The organism is Paractinoplanes rishiriensis (assembly GCF_016862375.1).
In the GTDB taxonomy this organism is placed as follows: domain Bacteria; phylum Actinomycetota; class Actinomycetes; order Mycobacteriales; family Micromonosporaceae; genus Actinoplanes; species Actinoplanes rishiriensis.
Map to the genome: position 1 here is coordinate 1 of NZ_BOMV01000084.1, position 20893 is coordinate 20893.

Consider the following 20893-nt stretch of genomic DNA (forward strand, 5'->3'; position numbering starts at 1 on the left):
ACCCGAAGGCGGCGCAGTCGTCGGTACGACGGTCGGCGAGGTGGTGCCTCCGCCGGCGCCGGTGCAGGACCTGATCTGCGGGCGCGCGGAGGTGTTGCCGTTGAACATCGTGGTGAACCCGAACGAGTTGCCGGATCCGTTGGACTGCACGGTCATCACGTTTCCGCTGGAGTCCCAGGTCGGCGTGCCGCTCCAGGTGGACGAGACCTTTTGCGGAGCGGTGATGACGACGACCACCGTCCAGGTGCTGGCGCCCGAGACCGTCACCGAGGAGTTGTACCGGTCACCCCAGACGGTTCCGGGTGTCAACGTCGCGGTGCAGGTGCCTGACCCGGAGGTCGGGCCGGTCGTCGGGCCGGTGGTCGGGCCGGTGGTCGGCGTGGTGGTGCCGCCGGCGTTGAGTGCGTCGAGAGTGGAGTTGTAGGCGGCCTTCTTGTTGCCGCTGCCGTCGAAAAGGAGCGGCGTGCCGCTGGCGCGCCACGAGTCGGTGTCCCGGATGCCCCACACGGTGATGCCGGTGCAGCGGGCCACGTTCAGGCAGGCGGTGACCACGGATCGGTAGTTGTTGGCCTGCGCGGTGCCGGAGCCCTCGATGTCCAACTCGGTGATCTGCACGTCGACGCCGAGGGCGGCGAAGCTGGACAGGGTGGTCTGGTAATTGCCGGGTACCGGCGACTGGCTGTTGAAGTGCGACTGCAGGCCGACGCAGTCGATCGGCACACCGCGGTTCTTGAAGTCCTGCACCATGCGGTAGACGGCCTGCGTCTTCGCGTCGGTCCAGTTGTCGGTGTTGTAGTCGTTGTAGCAGAGCTTCGCGCCCGGGTCGGCGGCCCGCGCGGTGCGGAACGCCACCTCGATCCAGTCGTTGCCGGTGCGCTGCAGGTTCGAGTCGCGTCGCGCGCCGCTGGTGCCGTCGGCGAAGGCCTCGTTCACCACGTCCCAGGAGTGGATCTTGCCGCGATAGTAGGTGGCCACCTTGGTGATGTGGTTGACCATGGCGTTTCGCAGCGCGGTGCCGGACATATTCTGTGCCCAGCCCGGTTGCTGGGAGTGCCAGGCCAGCGCGTGACCGCGTATCCGCGCACCGTTCTGGGTACAGCGGTTGACGATCGCGTCAGCGCTGGCGTAGTTGAACGAGTTCTGGGACGGCTCGGTCGCGTCCCATTTCATCTCGTTCTCCGCCGTGCACATGTTGAACTCGCGCGCGAGCAGCGTGGCGTAGGTGCTGTCGCCGAGCCGGCCACCAGCCACCGCGGTGCCGAAGTAGCGGCCTTTCTCGGCCGCTGAGGCGCCCAGCGTCGTGGCCGCCTGCGCTGCGGTGGTGACAGCAACCGCGGTGGCGGCGGCGAGCAGCACGACGATCAGGCCCAGCAGGAATTGAGGCCGCATCAATCCCTTCGGTCTTTTGTGCCGGGGTGTTTCCGCACTTTGACTGGTCATGCCGCGCCTTCCCATTCGAGTGGAGGAACCGTCCGGACGCCGTGCGTGCCGGCCGATTAAGAAAGTCACCGTTCGGTTCCTGAACCGATTCGAGAGCTTCCAGAACGAGGAGTTGGCTCCGAAAGTTTCGGCGCTGCTCGGAACTCTCATTGATGAACTCGAACGTTACGTGTCGATTACGACCAGGTCAAGTGTAGTTTGGAGTCTCCGGAGCCGTGTGTCCGGCGAGACTTCACTCTCCGGAGCGGCGCGAATACGCGGACAGATCTCCGGAACAACCGGACGCGGGACGCGAATTACGCAGCGCGGAGTCGTGCTGTGGTAATGGCCACGGGCCGTCGATCAGGAAACCAGAAATTGGTCGCTGAATTTGTGTAATGAATGCGCGCCGGGGCCTGTTCCGCCGGGGTCAACCGCGGAGCGAGATCTTGAAGATCTTCTCGTTGCTGTTCCGCGGATGCTAGTACTGCTGGAGCGCGGTCAGCCGATCGCCGTCGATTGCCGCGTGTACGCGCCCGCCACTGTCCGTATTCACGTTGTCTTGGCGGACCGGGTCGCTGACGGGAGCCCGGCCGTCGACTCGCGTACCTGGAGGGTGAAGTCGGCGTAGATCTCGCGGTGTTCGGTTGGCCCCTTCCCCGCGATCCGCTCGGCGAGCAGGTCCACGGCGGTGCGCGCGATCTGTTCCCGGCCAGGCTCGATCGACGTCAGCGGCGGCATGGAGAACCTGGTCTCCTCGATGTCGTCGAAGCCGATCACGGCGACATCCTCGGGAATTCGTCGACCGCTGCGCAGCAGTACGTGCAAGGCGCCCAGGGCAAGGGTGTCGTTGAAGCCGAACACCGCGTCGAATTGCGTGCCTGCGTCCAGCAACCTCTGCATCGCACCGGCGCCCGCGGTGCGGTGCCACCAGAGCCCCGGTGCCAGGATCAGATCGTCGTCCCGCTTGATGCCCGCGGCCTCCAGCGCGGCCAGGTAGCCGTCGAGCCGTACCGTGGCGGCTCCCGCCACCTCGCCGGGGTTGGCTCCGATGACGGCGATGCGCCGCCGACCGAGGTCGAGCAGGTGCTGGGTGGCGGTGCGCGCCGCTTCGGCGTTGCTGATTGCCACGTGGTCGGTCGGGCCGTGCAGAATCCGCTCACCGAGCATGACCAGGGGAAAGTCGACCTGGAGGTATTGCGCCTCGTCCGGCCCGAGGGCGAGCGGGGAGAAGATGACCCCGTCGACGAGATGACGTCGAACTCCGGACAGCACGTCGAGTTCTCGTTCCCGTACGCCCCCGGTCGGCTCGACGATCACCGTCCAGCCCTTGGCGCCGGCCGCCTCGATGACCGCGTCGCAGAGCTGGGCGAAGTAGGGCAGAGTGAGCTCGGGGACGGCGAGCGCGATGATCCCGGTGCGGCCGGACCGCAGGTTCCGAGCCGAGATGTTCATCTGGTAGCCGAGCTCGTCGATCGCGGCCAGGACCCTCGCTCGCGTCGACTCCTTGATGTACGGGTAGCCGTTGAGCACGTTGGAGACCGTTTTGCTCGAGACTCCTGCGCGCCGGGCAACGTCGCGCATGGTGGCCATCGCGCTCCTCGCTTCGTGTCGTGTCAACGGTGTTACCGGTTCGTTACGAACGCATCGTTGACGGCATCTTCATCGATGTAGATTCTTGCTTCTACATCGATGAAGAAGCTACTCGGCACCGCCTCGCGCGTCTCTCCCTGTGCCGGGACTACGGACCGGCGTCAGTTGCCGGCCCGGAAGGAGAGGCAGATGGGAAGGGCACGCGCTTTCAGCATGGTGCTCACCGCGGTGGTGGGCATGAGCCTCCTTGCGGCCTGCGGTTCCGGCGATCGCGGGTCCACCGACGGCAGGACCACGATCACGTTCTGGAACTCGTTCACGGCATCCGACCGGCCGGCGGTGGAAGAGCTGGTGCGCCGGTTCAACACGTCGCAGGACAAGGTCACGGTCGAGATGAACATCCAGCCGGGCGACGTGATGACCGACGCCTTGCTCCCGGCGTACAAGGCCGGCAAGGGCCCGACCCTCGTCGCTCTGGACGGTGGCGCGGTGGCGCAGTACGTGGAGCAGAAGGTCTTCCAGCCCGTCGATGACTTTTCCGCGATGTCCGGCATCGATCGCGGGGTCCTGCCGAAGGCCGGCATGGATGTCGTGACTCACGATGGAAAGGTATGGGGAGTCCCGTTCGCCTTTGCTCCGACGATGCTCTTCTGGAACAAGGACCTGTTCGCCGCCGCGGGCGTCAAGGGTCCGCCCCAGACGATGGACGACATGGCGCGAGCGGCTGTCGCGCTGACGCAGGCCGAGCAGAAGCAGTACGGGATCGCCATTCCCGACCGTGAGGCGCCCCCGAGTTGGGCGGTGCTGTTGTGGGCGGACGGCGGCGGCATCGTGTCCGAGGACAACCCACGCTCCATCTTCGGCACCCCGAAAAGCGTCGCTGCGGTGAACCGCTGGTCCAGTCTCATGCGCGATCAGGGCATCTCTCCCATTGGGTTGAACGGTGTAGAGGCCGACAACCTCTTCGGTGCCGGCAAGGCGGCGATGTTGATGAACGGTCCCTGGGTGACGGCGGGCTTCGACAAAGCCGGCATCAAGTACGGGATCGCGCCGGTGCCACGAGGCAGCGAAGCCCAGATGGCCGTCGCGGTCAGCACGAACCTGCACCTGGCCGCCGACGCCTCCGCGGTGCAGAAGTCCGCGGCCTACAACTTCATGACGTACTGGAACAGCGTCGAGACGCAGACGTACTGGTCGCTGCAGACCGGGTACCCGCCCAACCGCAGCGACGTGGATCCGTCCCTGCTGGCCGAGAACCCGACCGCTCAGGCGTTTGCGCAGCAGAGCAACTCACGGTTCTACCTCGGCGGGCTGGTCCATGCCGGCGACATTCACGACGACGTCGTGGTGCCCACGATTCAGCGCATCACCAACGGTGAAGGTAGTGCCGGGAAGCTGATGCCCGAGGCGTCCGGGCAGATCGACAAGTTGCTGGAGGACTGACATGTCCCTAGCCACGAAGCCGGCGCAAGGCGTGCCGAGATTTGATCCGGCTCGGCCCGCCTCACAGTGGGCAACGCTGCGGCGACGGCTGCTGCACCGGCAGTCCGTCACGGCGCTGGGCTTCCTCTCGCCGGCGCTCGCCGTGCTCGCGTTTTTCGTCATGTGGCCGATGGCGCACTCCCTCGCCATCTCGTTCACCGACGCGGGCCTCATCCAGGACGGCGAATGGGTGGGCCTGGACAACTACATGAGCCTGGCCTCCGACGAGCGGTTCCGCAACGCGCTTGGCAACACGGCGCTGTACGCCCTGGTGACCACGCCGGTCTCGACCGTGCTGGCCCTGGCCTTGGCCGTTGCGCTCAATCGTCGGCTGCCGGCACGAGGGTTGTTCCGGACGGCGCTGTTCCTCCCGTTCGTCGCGTCGTTGAGCATCGCGGCGATCGCCTGGGCGTTTCTGATGGATCCACAGATCGGCCTGGTCACCGGATGGCTGGAGGGGGTCGGCATCCCGACCGGCAACGGCATCGACGACCCGGCCCTCGCGCTGCCTGCCGTGGTGCTTGTCGGGGTCTGGCGCAATGTCGGCTTCTTCATGGTCATGTTCCTCGCGGGCCTCCAGTCGATCCCGAGGGAACTGACCGAGGCCGCGATGATTGACGGTGCCGGCCCGTGGGCCCGGTTCCGTCGCGTCACGCTTCCGCTGCTGGCCAATACCACGATGTTCGTCACCATCATCGGGACGATCTTCAGCCTCCAGGTCTTCGACCAGATCTACGTGATGACCGCCGGAGGTCCCTACTTCCGTACCGAGAGCATCGTCATGCTCACGTACGACCGCGCCTTCGAAAGTCTGGACATGGGCTCCGCAACCGCCATCTCGTGGGTGCTTGTCCTCATCGTCCTGGCGGTCAGCGTGCTCCAGTTGACCTTTTTCAACCGGCGAGCGGTGCGGTACTGATGCCGGCGCGGACCCTGCGGCCGGTGGACGAGTCGGATCAGCGGATCCGGCGATCCCGTGACGTCGGAACGTTCTTGCTCGTCCTTCTGCTCTGCGCCGCTGTGTTCGTCACCGTGCTGCCATTCCTGTGGATGCTCAGCGCGTCGGTGCGGACACAGGGTGACCTGATGGCTCATCCGACGACGTTGCTGCCCACCGAATTCGCCTGGGAGAACTACACAGAGATCTGGCGGCAGATTCCCTTCGCGCGGCAACTGCTCAACACGGCCCTGTTCGCCGGCACCGTGGCGGTCGGATCCGTGCTGTTGGACGCCATGGCGGGGTACGCGCTGGCCCGGTTCGCCTTCCCGGGACGCACCGCAATCTTCGTGATCGTCCTGGTGACATTGATGCTGCCGCCGCAGGTCACGCTGGTGCCCGTCTACAACCTCTTGAGCGAACTCGGGTGGGTCGACACCTATCAGGGACTCATCGTGCCCCGGGTGGCCGACGCGTTCGGCATCTTCTTCATGCGACAGTTCTTTCTCGCTCTGCCGATGGACCTGGAGGACGCGGCGCGAATTGACGGTTCCTCCGAGCTGCGTATCTTCACTCGGATCATGCTGCCCTTGGCCTGGCCCGCCGCGCTCACCATCGGACTGTTCAATCTGCTGGCCAACTGGAACGACCTGCTGTGGCCGCTGATCGTCACCTCCGATCCGGACATGCGCACGCTGCCGGCCGGACTGGCGCTATTCAAGGGCGAGCACGTCACCAACTATGGTCTGCTGATGGCGGGATCAGTCCTGGCACTGTTGCCCATGATGGTGGCATTCCTGTTCGTCCAGCGACGCTTTGTCAATGGCATTGCGACGACCGGCATCAAGTGATTGACGTGGTCGCAAGCGGCAAATTCAGACGCACTTGTGAACGATAACTCAACCAGGCAGATAGCCTCCAAACTTCACCGAATCGGGAACCTGTATCACTGAGGGCACCCTGCCTTGGACGGATCGTCACAGGGCGATTTTACCTGCTCAAACGTCCTTGCCTTGATTTGGTTCGCCGCATGGAGTTTCCCGAACTTCCTTGACATTCATCAATGTTAACGTGAACATGGAATGTGTCGTTGGCGTTACGGGGCGCCGGTAATCCCGGTTCCGGGAGACGAGTATTCGCGTCACAGTCGCATGAGTAAAGTGAGGAGTTGGCGTGTTTATCGGAAATTGGCGGCGAGCGGCGCGGCGGATGGTGTCCGCTGCCGCGATCGGCGTCGTCGGGGTATCGGTGGGCTTGATCGGCCTGCACAGTCCCGCGGTCGCGGCGGGGCCGGCGTTCACCAATCCTGTCGTGGGATCCCCGAACAGTGGTGATCCGACGCTGGTGTATCACAACGGTTTCTACTATTACGTGGCGACGACGTGGTCGACGGACGTGGTCATGCGGCGTTCCGCCACGATCGCCGGGTTGCGCAGTGCTCCGGAGCAGGTGGTGGTGCGCACGGGCGGCAACACGATGTGGGCACCGCATCTGGAGATGATCAACAACCGCTGGTACCTGTACTACTCGGTGGAGGGATTCGGCGCCGCCCGGCGTACCCATGTCGCGGAGAGTGCGGGCAGTGATCCGCTCGGTCCGTACACCAACCGCGGCATCTTGAATTTGATGCCGAACAACGGCTGGGCGATCGATGCAGCGCTGGTGCGGCTCAACAATGCGCTGTACATGACGTTCTCCGCGTTCGCGCCGGACGGTCTGCAGTCGCTGTACCTGGCACCGATGTCAAACCCGTGGACCGCCAGCGGGTTCGGGGCTCGGATCTCAGCTCCCACGCTGGGCTGGGAACGGCAGGACGGGGCGGTCAACGAGGGCGGGTTCATGGTGCAGCGCAACGGTCGCAGCTTCCTGACCTACTCAGCCAGCCACTGCAACGGCCCCAACTACAAACTCGGCATGCTCGAGTACCGCGGCGGTGACCCGCTGAACGCGGCCTCCTGGTTCAAGTTCCCGAACCCCATCTTCCAGCGCAACGACGCGGCGGGGGTCTTCGGCCCGGGCCACCACTCGTTCTTCTCCTCGCCCGACGGTACCGAGACCTGGATCGCGTACCACGCCAACGCCTCCGCCAGCCAGGGCTGCAGCACGACCCGGACCACCCGGGTGCAGAAAATCTCCTGGAACGCCGACGGCACCCCGAACCTCGGCGTGCCGGTCTCCACCGCCACTGTCCTGCAGGCACCCTCGGGTGAGAACGGCACGCTGCCGCCGGCCCGGGAAATCCGTAACCGGCACAGCAACCTGTGCCTCGACGACTACAACTGGGTGACCTCCCCCGGGGCCGAGGTGCGGCAATGGACCTGCGCCGACCTCCCCGTACAGGACTGGGAGATCACCGACGCGGGGGGCGGTTTCGCCCAGATCGTCAACCGGCACAGCGGCCTGTGTCTCGACAACAAGGACTGGGGCACCACCGCGGGGGCCACCGTTCAACAGTGGACCTGCAACGGCCTGGCCGTACAGCACTGGCGGGTCACCGCGCTGGGCAACGGCTACTCGACGATCACCAACCGCCACAGCGGCCTGTGCCTGGACAACTACAACTTCGGCACCGCGGCCGGTGCCGAAGTGCGCCAGTGGACCTGCAACAACAGCAACGCCCAGCAGTGGGCCGTCACCTGATCAGTCGCGCCCGGCACTAACCGACGGGCGACGGCACCCGCACCCCAACGCGCCGTCGCCCGTCCTGCTCGGCGCACGTTCCTGACCTGCGTCCCGGCTCGCTGGCACGGTGAGCCGCCGTTCTACCGATTCCCACGTCCCCCCACCCACGACGGGCCCGGCAAGCTCGCTGCGTCGTGAAAGGAATTGCGATGATGTTTGCCAGTGCAAGAAGACGGATAGGCCGGCGGCCACTGCTGGTGACGGTCGCCGGTGGTGTGGTTGCTGCGCTGGCGGCGTGGCCGTTGCATGTCGCCGCGGCGGCCGATGGCGACCTGCTGCGTTCCGGTGGTTACGAGCTCGTGCTGAACTCCGGTGCGACGGGCCAGCCGGTCGTCGTGCGAGACGCTGCGACGGGCGCGGCTGTCCTGGTGGAGCAGCAGCCGCTGCAGCTGATCATCAAGAGCGGCACGAACCCGGTCGACGTCAACGGGCGATACACGTCGGTGGGCCTCGAAGGTGACCAGTTGGTCGGGACCGGCGACGTACGAACCCCTGGCGGCAGCGTGTTCCGGTTCCGCGACAGCTACCGGGTTGCGCAAGGAGGCGGGTTCTCCGCGAGTCGGACGGTGACCGTGGTGACCGCGTCCGCCGCAGACCAAGGATTCAATTCCCGTTTCACGATCGGCGCGGCCAACCCCCGGCCGTTGCAGGACTACCAGTTCCTGGCGCCGGGCCTGTGGTACGACCGCAACCGCAATGTGCCGGCCGGCGCGCTGGCCAGCAACATGAACGACAACTACATGTACTTCCGCGAGATGCGGATGCCGCTGCCGTTCGTGATGATGCACGATCCGGCCGGTGGACTGGATGTCAGCCTGGCGCACCAGAACCCCCGGGCGGCCTCCCCGGTGGACGAAGGCTCCGGCGCCTGGCTGGTCAACGGCGCCATCACCCACGCCGCGCTGGGAGCGCAGCGCGTCCCGTCCACCAAGCTGGCCATCGTCTATCCGGGGATGGAGGGCGAGAAGAACTACGTCAACCGGGCCGCTGCCTGGGTACGTCGCAGCAACCCGGTAACGGTCGGATACACCCAGAGCTACGAGTTCCGGATCCGTGCCGCACGGACCGCGGATTTCGGCGCCGCGGTGCGTGACGCATGGCGGTACCACTGGGCCATGCAGAACCCGCAGATCGCCAAGGTACCGGTCGACCGGGTGTACCGGTCATCGGTGGACGTGCTGGCGTCCTACACCTCGACGTGGGGCGGGGCGCCCGGACTGCCGTTCAGCGTCAACCTGCCCGATGGCACGGTCAAGGAAGTCAGCTACCAGATGGGCTTCGTCGGTCAGCAGATCCCCGCGGCCTACCTGATGCTGCGCGACGGCTACCTGAACAACCGCCCGGACAACGTCACCAAGGGCCGGCAGATTCTCGACTTCTGGGCGAACAATTCGTCGGCCCCGTCGGGCCTGCCGAGGACCTGGTACGACGTGAACCCTCCGGGATGGCGTGGCTTCTATCCGACATACCTGCGTATCGCCACCGATGGTATGGAGGGCATTCTCAAAGCCTGCCGGCTGATGCGCAGCCGTGGCACCCCGGTGGCCCCATGGGAGAACTACGCGCGCCGCTTCGGCGACTGGCTCGTCACCCACCAGAACGCAGACGGGTCCTACTACCGCTCCTACAACCTTGCCGGAACCGGGCCAGACAACCAGGCCAAGTACAACACCCACAACGCCGTCCCCTTCCTGCTGGAACTGTCGGCCTACACCGGCGACGCCCGGTACCGCACCGCCGCATTGCGCGCCGGCGAGTTCGCCTGGCAGAACGTCCACCTACCGGCCGCGTACGTCGGCGGCACTCCCGACAACAACAACGTGACGGACAAGGAAGCCTCCGCCCTGGCGCTACGGGCCTTCCTGTCGCTGTACGACCACACCCGCGATGCCCGTTGGCTGCAGGCCGCGCAACGCGCCGGCGACTTCGCCGAGACCTGGGCATACGCGTGGAACTACCCGGTGGCCTCCAGCCGTGCGGCGTACACGAAGTACGGCGTCCGCGGGCAAAGCCTCATCGCCACCGGGCACTCGGCCATGGACACCTGGCATTCCTCGAGTCTTTACGACTACTACCGCCTGTACCGCGCCACCAACGACCCGCATTACCTCGCGTACGCCCGGCTGCTGGCCAACGAGGCCAAACTCACCACCCAGTACCCCGGAAACCCCCTCGGCTACGCGCGGGACGGGCTGCTCGAAGAGGCCATCGGCCTGGCGGACCTCCGGTACGGCGGGGTCAGCCTGTGGCTGCCCTGGAACTCCGTCGCCCATGCCGAATCCTTGGCCCTGCTGAGGGACACCTACGGGAACATGGACATCGACGTGCTCGCCGGCAGCCCCATCCCCGGGCCAACCACGCCCGAGCCCACTGCGACCACCCCGGCTCCCGCCGGCCGCACCATCACCAACCGGCACAGCAACCTATGCCTGGACGATTTCAACGGCATCAGCACCCCGGGCGCCGAGGTGCGGCAATGGACCTGCAACGGCCTGGCATTCCAGAGCTGGGACATCACCCCGGTCAGCGACGGCTACTACCAGATCCGCAACCGCCACAGCGGACTCTGCCTGGACAACAAGGACTGGGGTACCGCGTCCGGGGCCCCGGTTCAGCAATGGACGTGCAACGGCCAGACAGTCCAGCAATGGGGCCTGACGCCGATAGGCGACGCCTACTCGACCCTGACCAACCGGCACAGCGGCCTATGCCTCGACAACTACAACTGGGGCACCGCGGCCGGGGCGGAAGTACGCCAGTGGAGCTGCAACGACCTCGCTACCCAGCACTGGCGAGTCGCCTGACGCGAGCGGCTCCATGCCATTCCCACCCGATCAACTATCGAAAGAGGAGATGCATGCTGTCCAAACGAGCTCCTGTTCGAAGACTACGCACAATTGTGCTGGCCGTCGCCAGCTTGGCAGCCACCAGCGTCATCGTGACCAGCAGTGGTGGTACCGCGCACGCAGCGCCCGTCATGCCATGCGACATCTACGCCAGCGGCGGCACGCCGTGCGTCGCGGCGCATTCCACTACCCGCGCCCTCTACGGCGCCTACACAGGCCGGCTTTACCAAGTCCGACGCCAGTCGGACGACGCCGTACGCGACATCTCGGTCCTGACCGCCGGGGGAGTGGCGAACGCCGCCGCGCAGGACACGTTTTGCGTGAACACGACGTGTCACATCACGATCATTTACGACCAGTCGCCGCGCGGGAACCACCTCACGCGGGCGCCCGGAGGGGCCTTTGCCGGACCGGAGCCGGGCGGCTGGGACCGGCTGGCGACGGCGACCGCGGCGCCCGTCACGGTCGGCGGCCAGAAGGCGTACGGCATCATGATCACGCCAGGGACGGGCTACCGGGACAACACGACGAGCGGCATTCCGGTCGGTGATCAGCCGGAAGGAATCTATTCCGTTCTGGACGGTACGCATTACAACAACGGCTGTTGCTTCGACTACGGCAACATGGAGCCGAGCGTCACCGTCACCAACCTCGGCGCCATGGAAACAATCTACTTCGGCCTCGGCGGAGGGTGGGGTGCCGGCGGCGGATCAGGTCCGTGGCTTATGGCCGACTTGGAGATGGGCATCTTCTCCGGCCGGAACCGTGGCACCAACACGACGAACCCGTCGCTCACCCACCGCTTCCTGACGGCGATCGTCAAGGGCAACTCGGGCAATCAGTGGGCGATCCGCGGTGGCAACGCCACCAGCGGTTCGCTCCTCGACATCTACGAGGGTCCACGTCCCGACGCCAACTACAACCCGATGAGAAAGGAGGGCGCCATCGGCCTCGGCATTGGCGGCGACAACAGTCCCTGGGGTGCGGGCACGTGGTACGAGGGTGCGATGACTGCCGGCTACCCGTCGGCCGCCGCCGAGAACGCAGTGCAGGCCAACATCGTGGCTGCCGGCTACAGCGCCAGTGCCCCGCCGACGCAGACGCGGACGATCCGCAACCAGCACAGCAACCTCTGCCTCGACGACTACAACTGGGCGACCAACGACGGCGCCGAAGTCCGGCAGTGGGCCTGCAACGGGTCCGCCGTCCAGCAATGGGACATCCGGCCGGCTGCCGGTGGTTGGTCCACCATCGTCAACCGGCACAGCGGCAAATGCCTCGACAACTTCAACTTCGGCACCGCCAACGGCGCCGAGGTCCGCCAGTGGACCTGCAACGGCAACGACGCCCAACTGTGGCGGATCATCGACGCGGGCAGCGGCTTCTCCTGGATCATGAACAGGCATTTCAATCATATGTGCCTGGACGACTACAACTGGGGAACGGCCAACGGCGCCGAAGTGCGCCAATGGGAATGCAACACCCTGCCCACACAACGGTGGAGAATTGCCTAGTTTGCTGCGCGGCGGTGGGTCACGTCCAGGTGGCTGGCCCACCTCACCGCTACCGGCCGGATCGCCCGACCGGGTGAGCGACGAGAACACATCCACCGCGAACACACGCTGTGCGGAAGAGGGGACTCGAACCCCTACGTTCTTTCGAACACTGGGACCTAAACCCAGCGCGGCTGCCAATTACGCCACTTCCGCACGATTTGCCCCTCTGGGCAAGTCGTTGACGAGATTCTAGACGGTCGGCCGCAACATCAGCGTTCCCACCTGCGGTCACCCGCCCCGGACACGGCGGCCGCCTTGCGGGTCGTGCCGCATGACGGCCGCCGTGGGAGCGGGAGACCGGGACGGTCGGCGAGTCTTGCCGGAAGAATCGGCAGGGACGTCCCGGAGTTGTGGAAATCAGTCCAGGCCGAGGTCGCGACGCAGCTTGGCGACGTGGCCGGTGGCCTTGACGTTGTAGAGGGCGTGTTCGATCACGCCGTTCTCGTCGATCACGAAGGTGGAGCGGATCACGCCGACCACGGTCTTGCCGTAGTTCTGCTTTTCGCCGTAGGCGCCGTAGGCCGTCAGCACGCTCTTGTCCTCGTCGCCGACCAGCGGGAAGGTGATCGCGTCGCGGTCGCGGAACTTGGCCAGCTTGGCGGGGGCGTCGGGGGAGATGCCGACCACCTCATAGCCGGCCGCCTTGAGCGACGCCAGCGAGTCGCGGAAGTCACAGGCCTGGGTGGTGCAGCCGGGGGTCATGGCGGCCGGGTACGCATAAAGCACCACCTTGCGGCCACGCAGATCCTTGAGCGCGAGCTGGTCGCCGCTGTCGGTGGGCAGGGTGAAGTCGGGCGCGGCGTCGCCGGGCGAGAGACGGGCGGTCTGAGTCATGCCGACGACGATAGACCGGCCCACCGACAGATCCGCCCCACCCGCCGAAACGGCGGCCTCGGCCGCCGCCCGTCCCCGGGCCACCGGCCCGCGATGCGGCAGTGCCGGCCCGCGGTGTGGCAGGCCCGGCCCGCGATGCGGCAGTGCCGGCCCGCGAACTCGCGCAACCTCGACCCGCGCGGCGAACCGCTACCGCAGTGCTCGCAAACGTTCGGCATCCCGCCGGGGACTGCGGTGAGCATGTAAGCAGCGACCGTCACCGTGAAGGCCACCCGGGCCCGGGCAGGAGCGGAGCCGCGCGGCCTCGACCACCGGAAGCTGTCCAGTGGTGCCGGCCACCGCGCGGGTTCAGGCGGCGACCGTCTCCGGTTGCGGGCGGATCTGGGCGGCGGCGCGCAAACGCAGCACTCCCGTCAGGCACAGGGCCGCGCCGATGCCCAGCGCCAGCGTCACGGCCAGCCGGGACAGCCAGCCGGGGCCGGCGGCGGGCAGCACCGCGGCCGGGAAGGCGCCGACCTCCGTCACGCCGCCGAACAGCGCCAGCGCCGCGCCGGCCAGGGCCAGGTAGAACGGCGGATGGCGGTAGGCAGCCGCGAGCGCCAGCAACCCGGACAGGATGAGGACAAGGGGCGGGGCACCGCCGTCCAGAATCCGCGTGGTCGCGTACAGCATGGGGGAAAGACCGCCGATCAGCGCAAGCGGCGCGACCGACCTGGGCCACCGCATAGCCAGGGCCGTGGCCGTGAGGCCGGTGACCGCGACGCCCAGCCACCACAGCCAGGCGCGGGGCGGGGGTTCCCAGTCGAGGGTGCCGCGGAGTTCGAAGGTGCGCACCTGCACCCGCAGCGGCACCACCCAGTCACGCAGGCGATGCGCGCGGCCGGGGTCGGCGGAGGCCTGGGGCGGCAGGCCGGCGCTCATCCACTGGGTGCGCTGATCGTGCCAGCGCACGGTGGTCGAGGTGGAGATGCGCCGCCAGTGCGGCGCCGCGGTGGGCACGGCATTAGGGGGTACGGGGGTTTCGCCGTTCAGGGTCTCGTTGAGGTAGGCGGTGGGGGAGTTGACATTTTGGTAGGTGCCGTCGGGGCGCACGTCGAGATAGGGCTCGCCGGAATAGCCGAGCACCTCGACCGAATGGCCCGTGGTGTTGCTGAGCTCGAGCCGCGCGCCGGCCTCGACCGCGCGGACGGTGAGGCCGTCCTCGGGTGTGCTGACCCCGGTGATCCGTACCCGGTAGGCGGTGGCCTCCGTGGCGTCGCCGCCGTGCGCGAAAGCCGGGGTGGCCGGCGCGAGCAGCGCACCGGCCACCGCCACGAGCAGGGCGAGCCTTCTCACCCGGCGGCCGCCGTGACGGCCCGGGTGAAGTCGGCCGTGGTCGGCACCGACTGGCCGGGGCCCCGCACCTGTTTGCCGTTGACCACGATGGTCGGCGTGCCGCTGAAGCCGCGGGCGGCGAACGTGTCGGTTGCCTTGCTCACCCACGCATCGTAGGTGCGATCGGTGACCGCCTGCGCGAACTTGTCGCCCAGCCCGACCGACCGGCCCAGCTCGATGAGTCTGGCGTCGGAGAGGCCGTCGGTGCCCTCGGCCGGCTGGTTGGCGAAGAGAGCGTCGTGGAACTCGCGGAACTTGCCCTCGCCGGCGGCTGCGGCCGCGGCCCCGGCGGCCCTGGTGGAGAACTGGGTGCCGTTCGAGTAGCGGTCCAGGATCGACACCGGGTGGTACCGCACGGTGATCTTCTTTTCCGTGACCATCTGTTGGATTGTGGCGCCGGCCTGTTTCTCGAACTCGGTGCAGATCGGGCACATGAAATCTTCGTAGATGTCGACCGTGACCGGGCCCTCGCCGAGCGCGAACGCGGTGCTCTCGTCGACCGCCGAGGCCGGCACGGTGAGCCGGCCGGCGTCCTGTTTTTCCTGGTTGGCCAGGACGCCCCAGCCGACCAGGCCGGCCATCAGCAGCACCGCGACCACGGCCACCGAGGTCCAGACGGTCACCTGGCGCCGGCGCTCGGCGGCCTTCTGCTGTTCGACGATGCGCCGGGCCTTGGCCAGGTCGCGGTCGCGCTTGCTCATGCGTCCCCCATTAGTAGGTTGTCCACTGAGAACCGGTCGCGCGGCTTGACCAGCAGGATCCCGGCCAGCGCCAGGAAGCCGACGTCGCGCAGGATGTCCAGGCCGTACTGGGTGGTGCGGCCGCCGGTGAGCTCGCCGCCCTTGCTGAAGCAGCCACAGTCGATCTGCAGGCCCTGCGCCCACGCCCAGGCGATGCCGCCCATGAAGATCACCAGCACCACCGCGGCGATCGAGGCGGTCAGCCGCACCGCGAGGCCGGCCAGCAGCAGCAGACCGAGCGTTATCTCCAGAAACGGGAGGGCGGCACCGACCACCTTGGCCGTCTCATAGGGCATCAGCTGATACGCGTTTACCGCGCGGCCGGAGGCGGCCAGGTCGGTCACCTTGAGGCCACCGGCGATCAAGAAGACCGCCGCGAGGCCGACGCGCGCCACGGTGGAGATCCATGGCCAAGCGGCCGATGTCATTGTCACGCCCAGTTAGTCGAGGTCCGTAGCCAGCAGGTTCCTCGATTTTGCTGAGCCTTGCCTGTCAAGAGGGAGTGCCAAAAGACCTGTCTTGCCAGCCAGTTTTCAGACCGCGCGGGCCTGTGCCACCGCGATGACCAGCTCGTCGCGCGCCCGGGCCACGCGGGAGCGGATGGTGCCCACCGGCACGTCCTCCACCACTGCGGCCTCGGCATAGGAAAGACCCAAAACCTGAGTGAGCACGAACGCTGTACGTCGTTCCTCGCTGAGCCGGCCGAGCAGGTCGGCGGTGCTGAGGCGGTGGGCCGGGTCAGGCACCGGCAACTCGGTGCAGGCCTGCGCGGCCAGGCGCGCGTCGAGCTTGCGCCGGCGGACCACGGCGCGGAGGTGGTCGGCGCAGGTGCGCCGGGCGATGCCGAGCAGCCAGGTGCGCACGCTCGAGCGGCCCTCGAACGCGGGCAGCGCCTTGAACGCCCGCAGGAACGTCTCCTGGGTGAGATCATCGGCGGAGCCCGGGTCGACCAGCGCCGCGGTGAACCGCCAGACGTCGGCCTGGGTGGCCCGGACGAACGCGGCCTGGGCCGCCGGATCCCCCGCGCGGGCGTCCAGCGCCAGCGCGGTGGTGGGATCTTGCCCGTTTTCGCCCGCGTCCATGACCCGACATGGTACGCGCTGGAGAAATTGTCAGGGGCTTCTGGAACCATGTTGAGCGCACCGACGACTACCCGCCGGTGGGACCTCCTGACCGGATCGGGGAGCATGGCGCGCATGACCGTGGATCGTCGCCGGGCCCTCGCGGGGGGTCTCGGCCTGCTGATCGGGCTGTTCTGCGTGCTGCTCGGCCCGGCCGCCCCGGCCAGCGCGCATGCCGCGCTGGTGGCCAGCGACCCCGGCAACGGCACGATCGTGCCCGATGCGCCCAACCGGGTCACCCTGACCTTCAGCGAGTCCGTGCAGCTGCTGGCCGGCAAGATTCAGGTGCTCGCGCCCGACGGCTCCCGCGCCGACCAGGGCGAACCCACGGCGAGCGGCGGCAGCGTGACGATCCCGCTGCGCGCCGGCGGCGGCCAGGGCACCTACCTGGTGAGCTACCGGGTGATCTCCGCCGACAGCCACCCGGTCGCCGGCAGCCTGACCTTTTCGGTGGGTGCCGCCTCCGCGCCGCCCACCGCGAGCGGCCCCGCGTCCGAGGTCGACCCGGTGGTGCGTGCGCTCATCCCGGTTGCCAAATACCTGGGATACGCGGGACTGGTGTTGCTGGTGGGGCCGGCGCTGGTGCTGGCTCTGCTGTGGCCGCACCGGTTGAGCCGGCGCGGACCGGCCCGGGTCATCTGGACCGGCATGGGCCTGGTCACGGTCAGCACGCTGGCGGCGATCTGGCTCCAGGTCCCCTACTCGATCGGCACCAGCCTGTTCGACGTCCGGGTGGGTGACCTGCGCGACGTGCTGGGCAGCACGTTCGGCGCGGTGATGCTGGTTCGCCTGGGCGTGCTGTGCGCCGCGGCACTGCTGTTGCGGCCGCTGCTGAGCGGCGACAGCAACGAGTCCAAGACCGATCTGGCGCTGCTCGGCGTGCTCGGCGTCGCGGCGCTGGCCACCTGGCCGCTGACCGGCCATCCGACCGCCTCACCGGTGGCCGGTGTCTCGGTGGTGGTCGACGCGATCCACCTGACCGCCATGGCGGTCTGGCTGGGTGGGCTGGTCATGCTGGCCGGCTTCCTGCTGCGCCAGGCCGACGAACGCGAGCTGGGCGCGATACTGCCGATCTGGTCGCGCTGGGCCGCCACCGCGGTGACCGCGCTCATCCTGGCCGGCGTCGTGCAGGCACTGATCGAGGTGGCCTCGCTGGACGGGCTTTTCATCAGCACGTACGGCCGGCTCATCCTGGCCAAGGTCGGTCTGGCCGGGCTGGTGCTCGCGGTGGCCTGGTATTCGCGGCGGCTGGTGCGTTCCAAGGTGGCCGAGGCCGAGCCGCGCGGGCTGCGCCGGACGGTCGCCGTCGAGCTGGCGATCACCGCGGTGGTGCTGGGGGTGACGGCCGCGCTGGTGCAGATCCCACCGCCGCGCACCGCCGAGGCCGCGGAAACCGCGGCCGCGACCAACACCACGATCAGCAAGATGCTGACCAACAACGAGATGGCACTGCAGGTCGACATCTTTCCGGCCGCGGTGGGCAACAATTCCATTCACCTGTACGCGTACACGCCCGACAACAAGCCGCTGCCGGTCGTGGAGTGGACGGCGACGGCGGCGCTGGCCGGCAAGGGCATCGAGCCGATTCAGATCCCGCTGCTGCGGATCACCGACTTCCACGCGGTCGGCGACGTGGCGCTGCCGGTGGCCGGCGAGTGGACGTTCAAGTTCACGGCGCGCACCAGTGACATCGACCAGACCACGCAGACGATGACCGCCACCATCAACTGACGTCTCCGCGTACGCGGCCCGGCCTTTGCATGCAGGCCGGGCCGTTGTCATATCTATCAGCGATTCACGGCTATTTGACCACTTTGGGGTTATTTGGATCTGTATGGTCTGCGCAGTACGGCCTGAGACAGGGGGAGAAGCTGATGCGGGTGCTCCGCACGATTCTCGGAATGCTGCTGCTGACCATCGGTCTGCCGTCGCTCCTAGCGGGTACCGCGCTGTGGGCGGCCATGCAACATCGCGACCAGGGTGGCGCGTTCACCGGGGAGCTGCAGCGGCTGGCCACGCCCGGCTACGCGTTCGTGATCCCGGACGTGGACCGCCTCCTGCGCAGCGACGCCCCCTTCACCCGGATCGGCGACACCCAGCTGCGGATCAATGCGCGCACCGGCGACGGCCCCGCCTTCCTGGGCCTGGCACCCACCGCCACGGTGGAGGACTACCTGCGCGGCGTCCCGCACAGCACGATCCGTACGGTCGACATCGGCACCGGCGCCCTCCCGGTGGCCACCAACGCGCTGCCCGGCCGCCTGGCCCCGCGCCAGCTACCCGGCCAGACCTCGTTCTGGCTGCGCAGCAGCGCCGACGGCCAGCTGGCCTGGACCCCCGGCGACGTCCGCGGCGGCCCGTACAGCCTGGTCATCATGAGCGCCGGCGCGAAGCCCGGCCTCCAGCTGACCTCCTCGGCCGAGCTGCGTCCCGGCTGGCTCAACTCCAGCACCTGGGGCCTGCTGACGCTCGGCACGCTCCTGCTGATGGTCGGCCTGATCGTGCTGTCCTGGCCGGCCCGCCGCCGCGAGGTCGTGTACGTGGTCGAGCCCAGCCAGGTCCCCGACCTGATGGCCGCCATCGGTGCGCCGCTGCCCCTGAACACTCTGAGCCCCGCCCGCCCGGTCGGCGCCCACCGCCCGCGCACCTTGGCGGACAGCCAGAAGGCCCCCGCCCTCGCGGCGGCCCCGCAACTGACGTGGCCGCCGGCCCTGTCCGGCCCACCGAACCCGGAGGAATACGCCGCCGCGACCGCGATTCCGGGCGGCTCCAAGAGTTCGGTGCCGGTTGGCGCGATGGCTCTTGGCGCCGAGCCCGGCTCGGTGCTGGCCGCTGCGGCCGGGTCGGTTGGTTCGGCCGCTGGTCCCGCCGTCGGCGGGGCTGCCGGGCGAGGCGGAGCGGGTGCCGTTGGTGGCTCTGGGGTGGGCTTGGTTGGTGGCTCGGCTGGCGGTTCTCCGGTCGGTTTGGCGGGTGGCTCGGCCTCGGACCCGGGTGGCTCGACCGGTGGCTCGGCTGTTGGCTCGAATCTCGGGTCGGGCTCAGCGGTGGGTGCGGCGGCGCCGATGCCGGCCTCCGCATCGGCGGCCGGCCGATCCGCCGCCGGTCGGAAGCCGGCCCCGGGCGAGCCGCTGGGCTTCATCAAGCCGACGTCGGTGGGCGGCGCGGTGTCGTTGCCGTTGGGCGACCCACCGTCCGCGGCGGACCCGCTGTTCGGCCGCCGCCTGGACCGCGGCGGCAAGCTGCGCGCTCCCGAACCGGGCGACCTGCCCCTGTTCCAGGCCTCCGCGGTGGGCGCCTGGGTGGCCGAAACGGCCGCCGAACGAGCCCGGGTCACCGAGGCCACCGCCGCGGCCCGGATGGCCGAGGTGGCCAGGCGCCGAGCCGCCGCAAACGGCTCCCGACCCACCACGGACACCCCGAACGGCCGCGGCGGGGCCCCTGCCCGCGACGCCCGTGCGGATGACTCGGTGGCCGCGACCGCGCTGGCCGCCCCGCCGGCTTCTTCCGGGCCGGTTTCTTCCGGGCCGGTTTCTTCCGGGCCGGTTTCTTCCGGGCCGGTTTCTTCCGCGCCGGTTTCTTCCGCGCCGGCGAAAGCCGGCACCGCGGCGAGTGCACCGAATGGATCTGTTGCTGGCGGAACCGCGGCCGTCCCGCAAGGCTCCGCCGAAAGCGCCCCTGCTTCGGCGGGCGCCGGACCTGCCGGATCCACGCCTGTCCCCGCCACGCCCGCAGACTCGGATGACGAGCACGGCGAGCCGGGCACCGAGGCTTCCCGTCGCCCGTCTCCCGGACGGCCGTCACCTGGCAACGGCGGCGGACGCCGTGGCCGGCACGCCTCGCCGTCCCAGGCACCGAGCGGCGACGACGCGGTCGCCGCGGCATACGCAGCCGGAGCCGCCGACGCCCGAGCCTTCCGCGGCGAGGTGGCACCGCGCAGCGCCGAGATGCCGGAGCGAGTCCCGGCGGACAGCACCATGGCGCGCGATCCCCGCACGGCCGGCCAGCGAGTCGCCGTGATCACCGGCCCGAACGCCACCGACTGGACCGCCCTGGGCTTGACCCGCGCCGACTCCCCACGGATCGGCCGCCAGCAGCCAACTTCGGCACGGCCGGCACCGGGCCGCCAGGCACCGGGCGGATCGCGGCCCAGCCCGGCCGCTCCGGCACCGGTCTCGCGAAACGCCACACCCGCCGCGTCGCCGACCGCCGGCACACAGGGCATCGGCGTGCCGGCTCCCACCGCGCAGGCCGCTGGTATGCCCGGAGCAGCCGCGCAGGCTGCTGACGTGCCGGCTCCGGTCGCCCACAG

15 protein-coding genes and 1 tRNA gene are annotated in these 20893 nt (G+C 68.4%); 8 read left to right on the forward strand and 8 right to left on the reverse strand.

Annotated elements, in window-relative coordinates; translation table 11 throughout:
• Both Ari01nite_RS39925 and Ari01nite_RS39930 read right to left on the reverse strand, forming a co-directional pair.
• The coding region (locus Ari01nite_RS39925) for a glycoside hydrolase family 10 protein (protein WP_203788487.1) at positions 1-1389 on the reverse strand (1389 nt) is incomplete at its 3' end.
• Between the two features lie 582 nt (positions 1390-1971).
• Positions 1972-3012: a LacI family DNA-binding transcriptional regulator gene (locus tag Ari01nite_RS39930; protein ID WP_203788489.1), complete on the reverse strand. Its 1041-nt coding sequence runs from the start codon at positions 3010-3012 to the stop codon at positions 1972-1974.
• Between the two features lie 189 nt (positions 3013-3201).
• Between Ari01nite_RS39930 and Ari01nite_RS39935 the strand changes: the two genes are divergently transcribed.
• The 6 genes from Ari01nite_RS39935 to Ari01nite_RS39960 all read left to right on the forward strand — a co-directional run bounded on the left by Ari01nite_RS39935 (position 3202) and on the right by Ari01nite_RS39960 (position 12473).
• Positions 3202-4455 (forward strand): ABC transporter substrate-binding protein, encoded by a 1254-nt coding sequence (locus Ari01nite_RS39935; RefSeq protein ID WP_203788491.1) that lies wholly within the window; start codon positions 3202-3204, stop codon positions 4453-4455.
• A 1-nt stretch (position 4456) separates the two neighbouring features.
• Positions 4457-5413, forward strand: a complete 957-nt coding sequence (locus tag Ari01nite_RS39940) for a carbohydrate ABC transporter permease (protein WP_203788493.1) — start codon at positions 4457-4459, stop codon at positions 5411-5413.
• A gap of 23 nt (positions 5414-5436) precedes the next feature.
• Positions 5437-6282, forward strand: a complete 846-nt coding sequence (locus Ari01nite_RS39945; protein WP_239163419.1) for a carbohydrate ABC transporter permease — start codon at positions 5437-5439, stop codon at positions 6280-6282.
• Between the two features lie 322 nt (positions 6283-6604).
• The gene (locus Ari01nite_RS39950) at positions 6605-8071 is read left to right on the forward strand and encodes a family 43 glycosylhydrolase (RefSeq protein ID WP_203788497.1); all 1467 of its coding nucleotides are present in this window, start codon (positions 6605-6607) and stop codon (positions 8069-8071) included.
• Between the two features lie 191 nt (positions 8072-8262).
• Positions 8263-10917 (forward strand): RICIN domain-containing protein, encoded by a 2655-nt coding sequence (locus tag Ari01nite_RS39955; protein WP_203788499.1) that lies wholly within the window; start codon positions 8263-8265, stop codon positions 10915-10917.
• A gap of 53 nt (positions 10918-10970) precedes the next feature.
• Positions 10971-12473: an arabinofuranosidase catalytic domain-containing protein gene (locus Ari01nite_RS39960; RefSeq protein ID WP_203788501.1), complete on the forward strand. Its 1503-nt coding sequence runs from the start codon at positions 10971-10973 to the stop codon at positions 12471-12473.
• 111 nt (positions 12474-12584) lie between these two features.
• Here the strand turns inward: Ari01nite_RS39960 and Ari01nite_RS39965 are convergent.
• The 6 genes from Ari01nite_RS39965 to Ari01nite_RS39990 form a co-directional block, all read right to left on the reverse strand.
• A tRNA-Leu gene (locus Ari01nite_RS39965) sits at positions 12585-12668 on the reverse strand.
• Positions 12669-12872: 204 nt separating this feature from the next.
• Complete coding sequence (gene bcp, locus Ari01nite_RS39970) at positions 12873-13349, reverse strand: thioredoxin-dependent thiol peroxidase (RefSeq protein WP_203788503.1); 477 nt, start codon at positions 13347-13349, stop codon at positions 12873-12875.
• 348 nt (positions 13350-13697) lie between these two features.
• Positions 13698-14684: a hypothetical protein gene (locus Ari01nite_RS39975; protein ID WP_239163420.1), complete on the reverse strand. Its 987-nt coding sequence runs from the start codon at positions 14682-14684 to the stop codon at positions 13698-13700.
• Entirely contained in the window at positions 14681-15424 is a 744-nt protein-coding gene (locus Ari01nite_RS39980) for a DsbA family protein (protein ID WP_203788505.1), read from the reverse strand. Before Ari01nite_RS39980 ends, Ari01nite_RS39975 begins: the two co-directional genes overlap by 4 nt.
• Positions 15421-15891 (reverse strand): MauE/DoxX family redox-associated membrane protein, encoded by a 471-nt coding sequence (locus Ari01nite_RS39985; RefSeq protein ID WP_203788507.1) that lies wholly within the window; start codon positions 15889-15891, stop codon positions 15421-15423. The genes Ari01nite_RS39980 and Ari01nite_RS39985 overlap by 4 nt, the downstream gene beginning before the upstream one ends.
• Before the next feature lie 105 nt (positions 15892-15996).
• Positions 15997-16545 carry a sigma-70 family RNA polymerase sigma factor gene (locus Ari01nite_RS39990; RefSeq protein ID WP_203788509.1) on the reverse strand — a complete coding sequence of 183 codons (549 nt, stop codon included), beginning with the start codon at positions 16543-16545 and terminating at the stop codon, positions 15997-15999.
• 105 nt (positions 16546-16650) lie between these two features.
• On the opposite strand from Ari01nite_RS39990, the gene Ari01nite_RS39995 reads away from it, so the two are divergent.
• Positions 16651-18315 (forward strand): copper resistance CopC/CopD family protein, encoded by a 1665-nt coding sequence (locus tag Ari01nite_RS39995; protein ID WP_438872279.1) that lies wholly within the window; start codon positions 16651-16653, stop codon positions 18313-18315.
• Between the two features lie 143 nt (positions 18316-18458).
• A partial coding sequence (locus Ari01nite_RS40000) for a hypothetical protein (RefSeq protein WP_203788513.1) occupies positions 18459-20893 on the forward strand: 2435 nt, incomplete at its 3' end.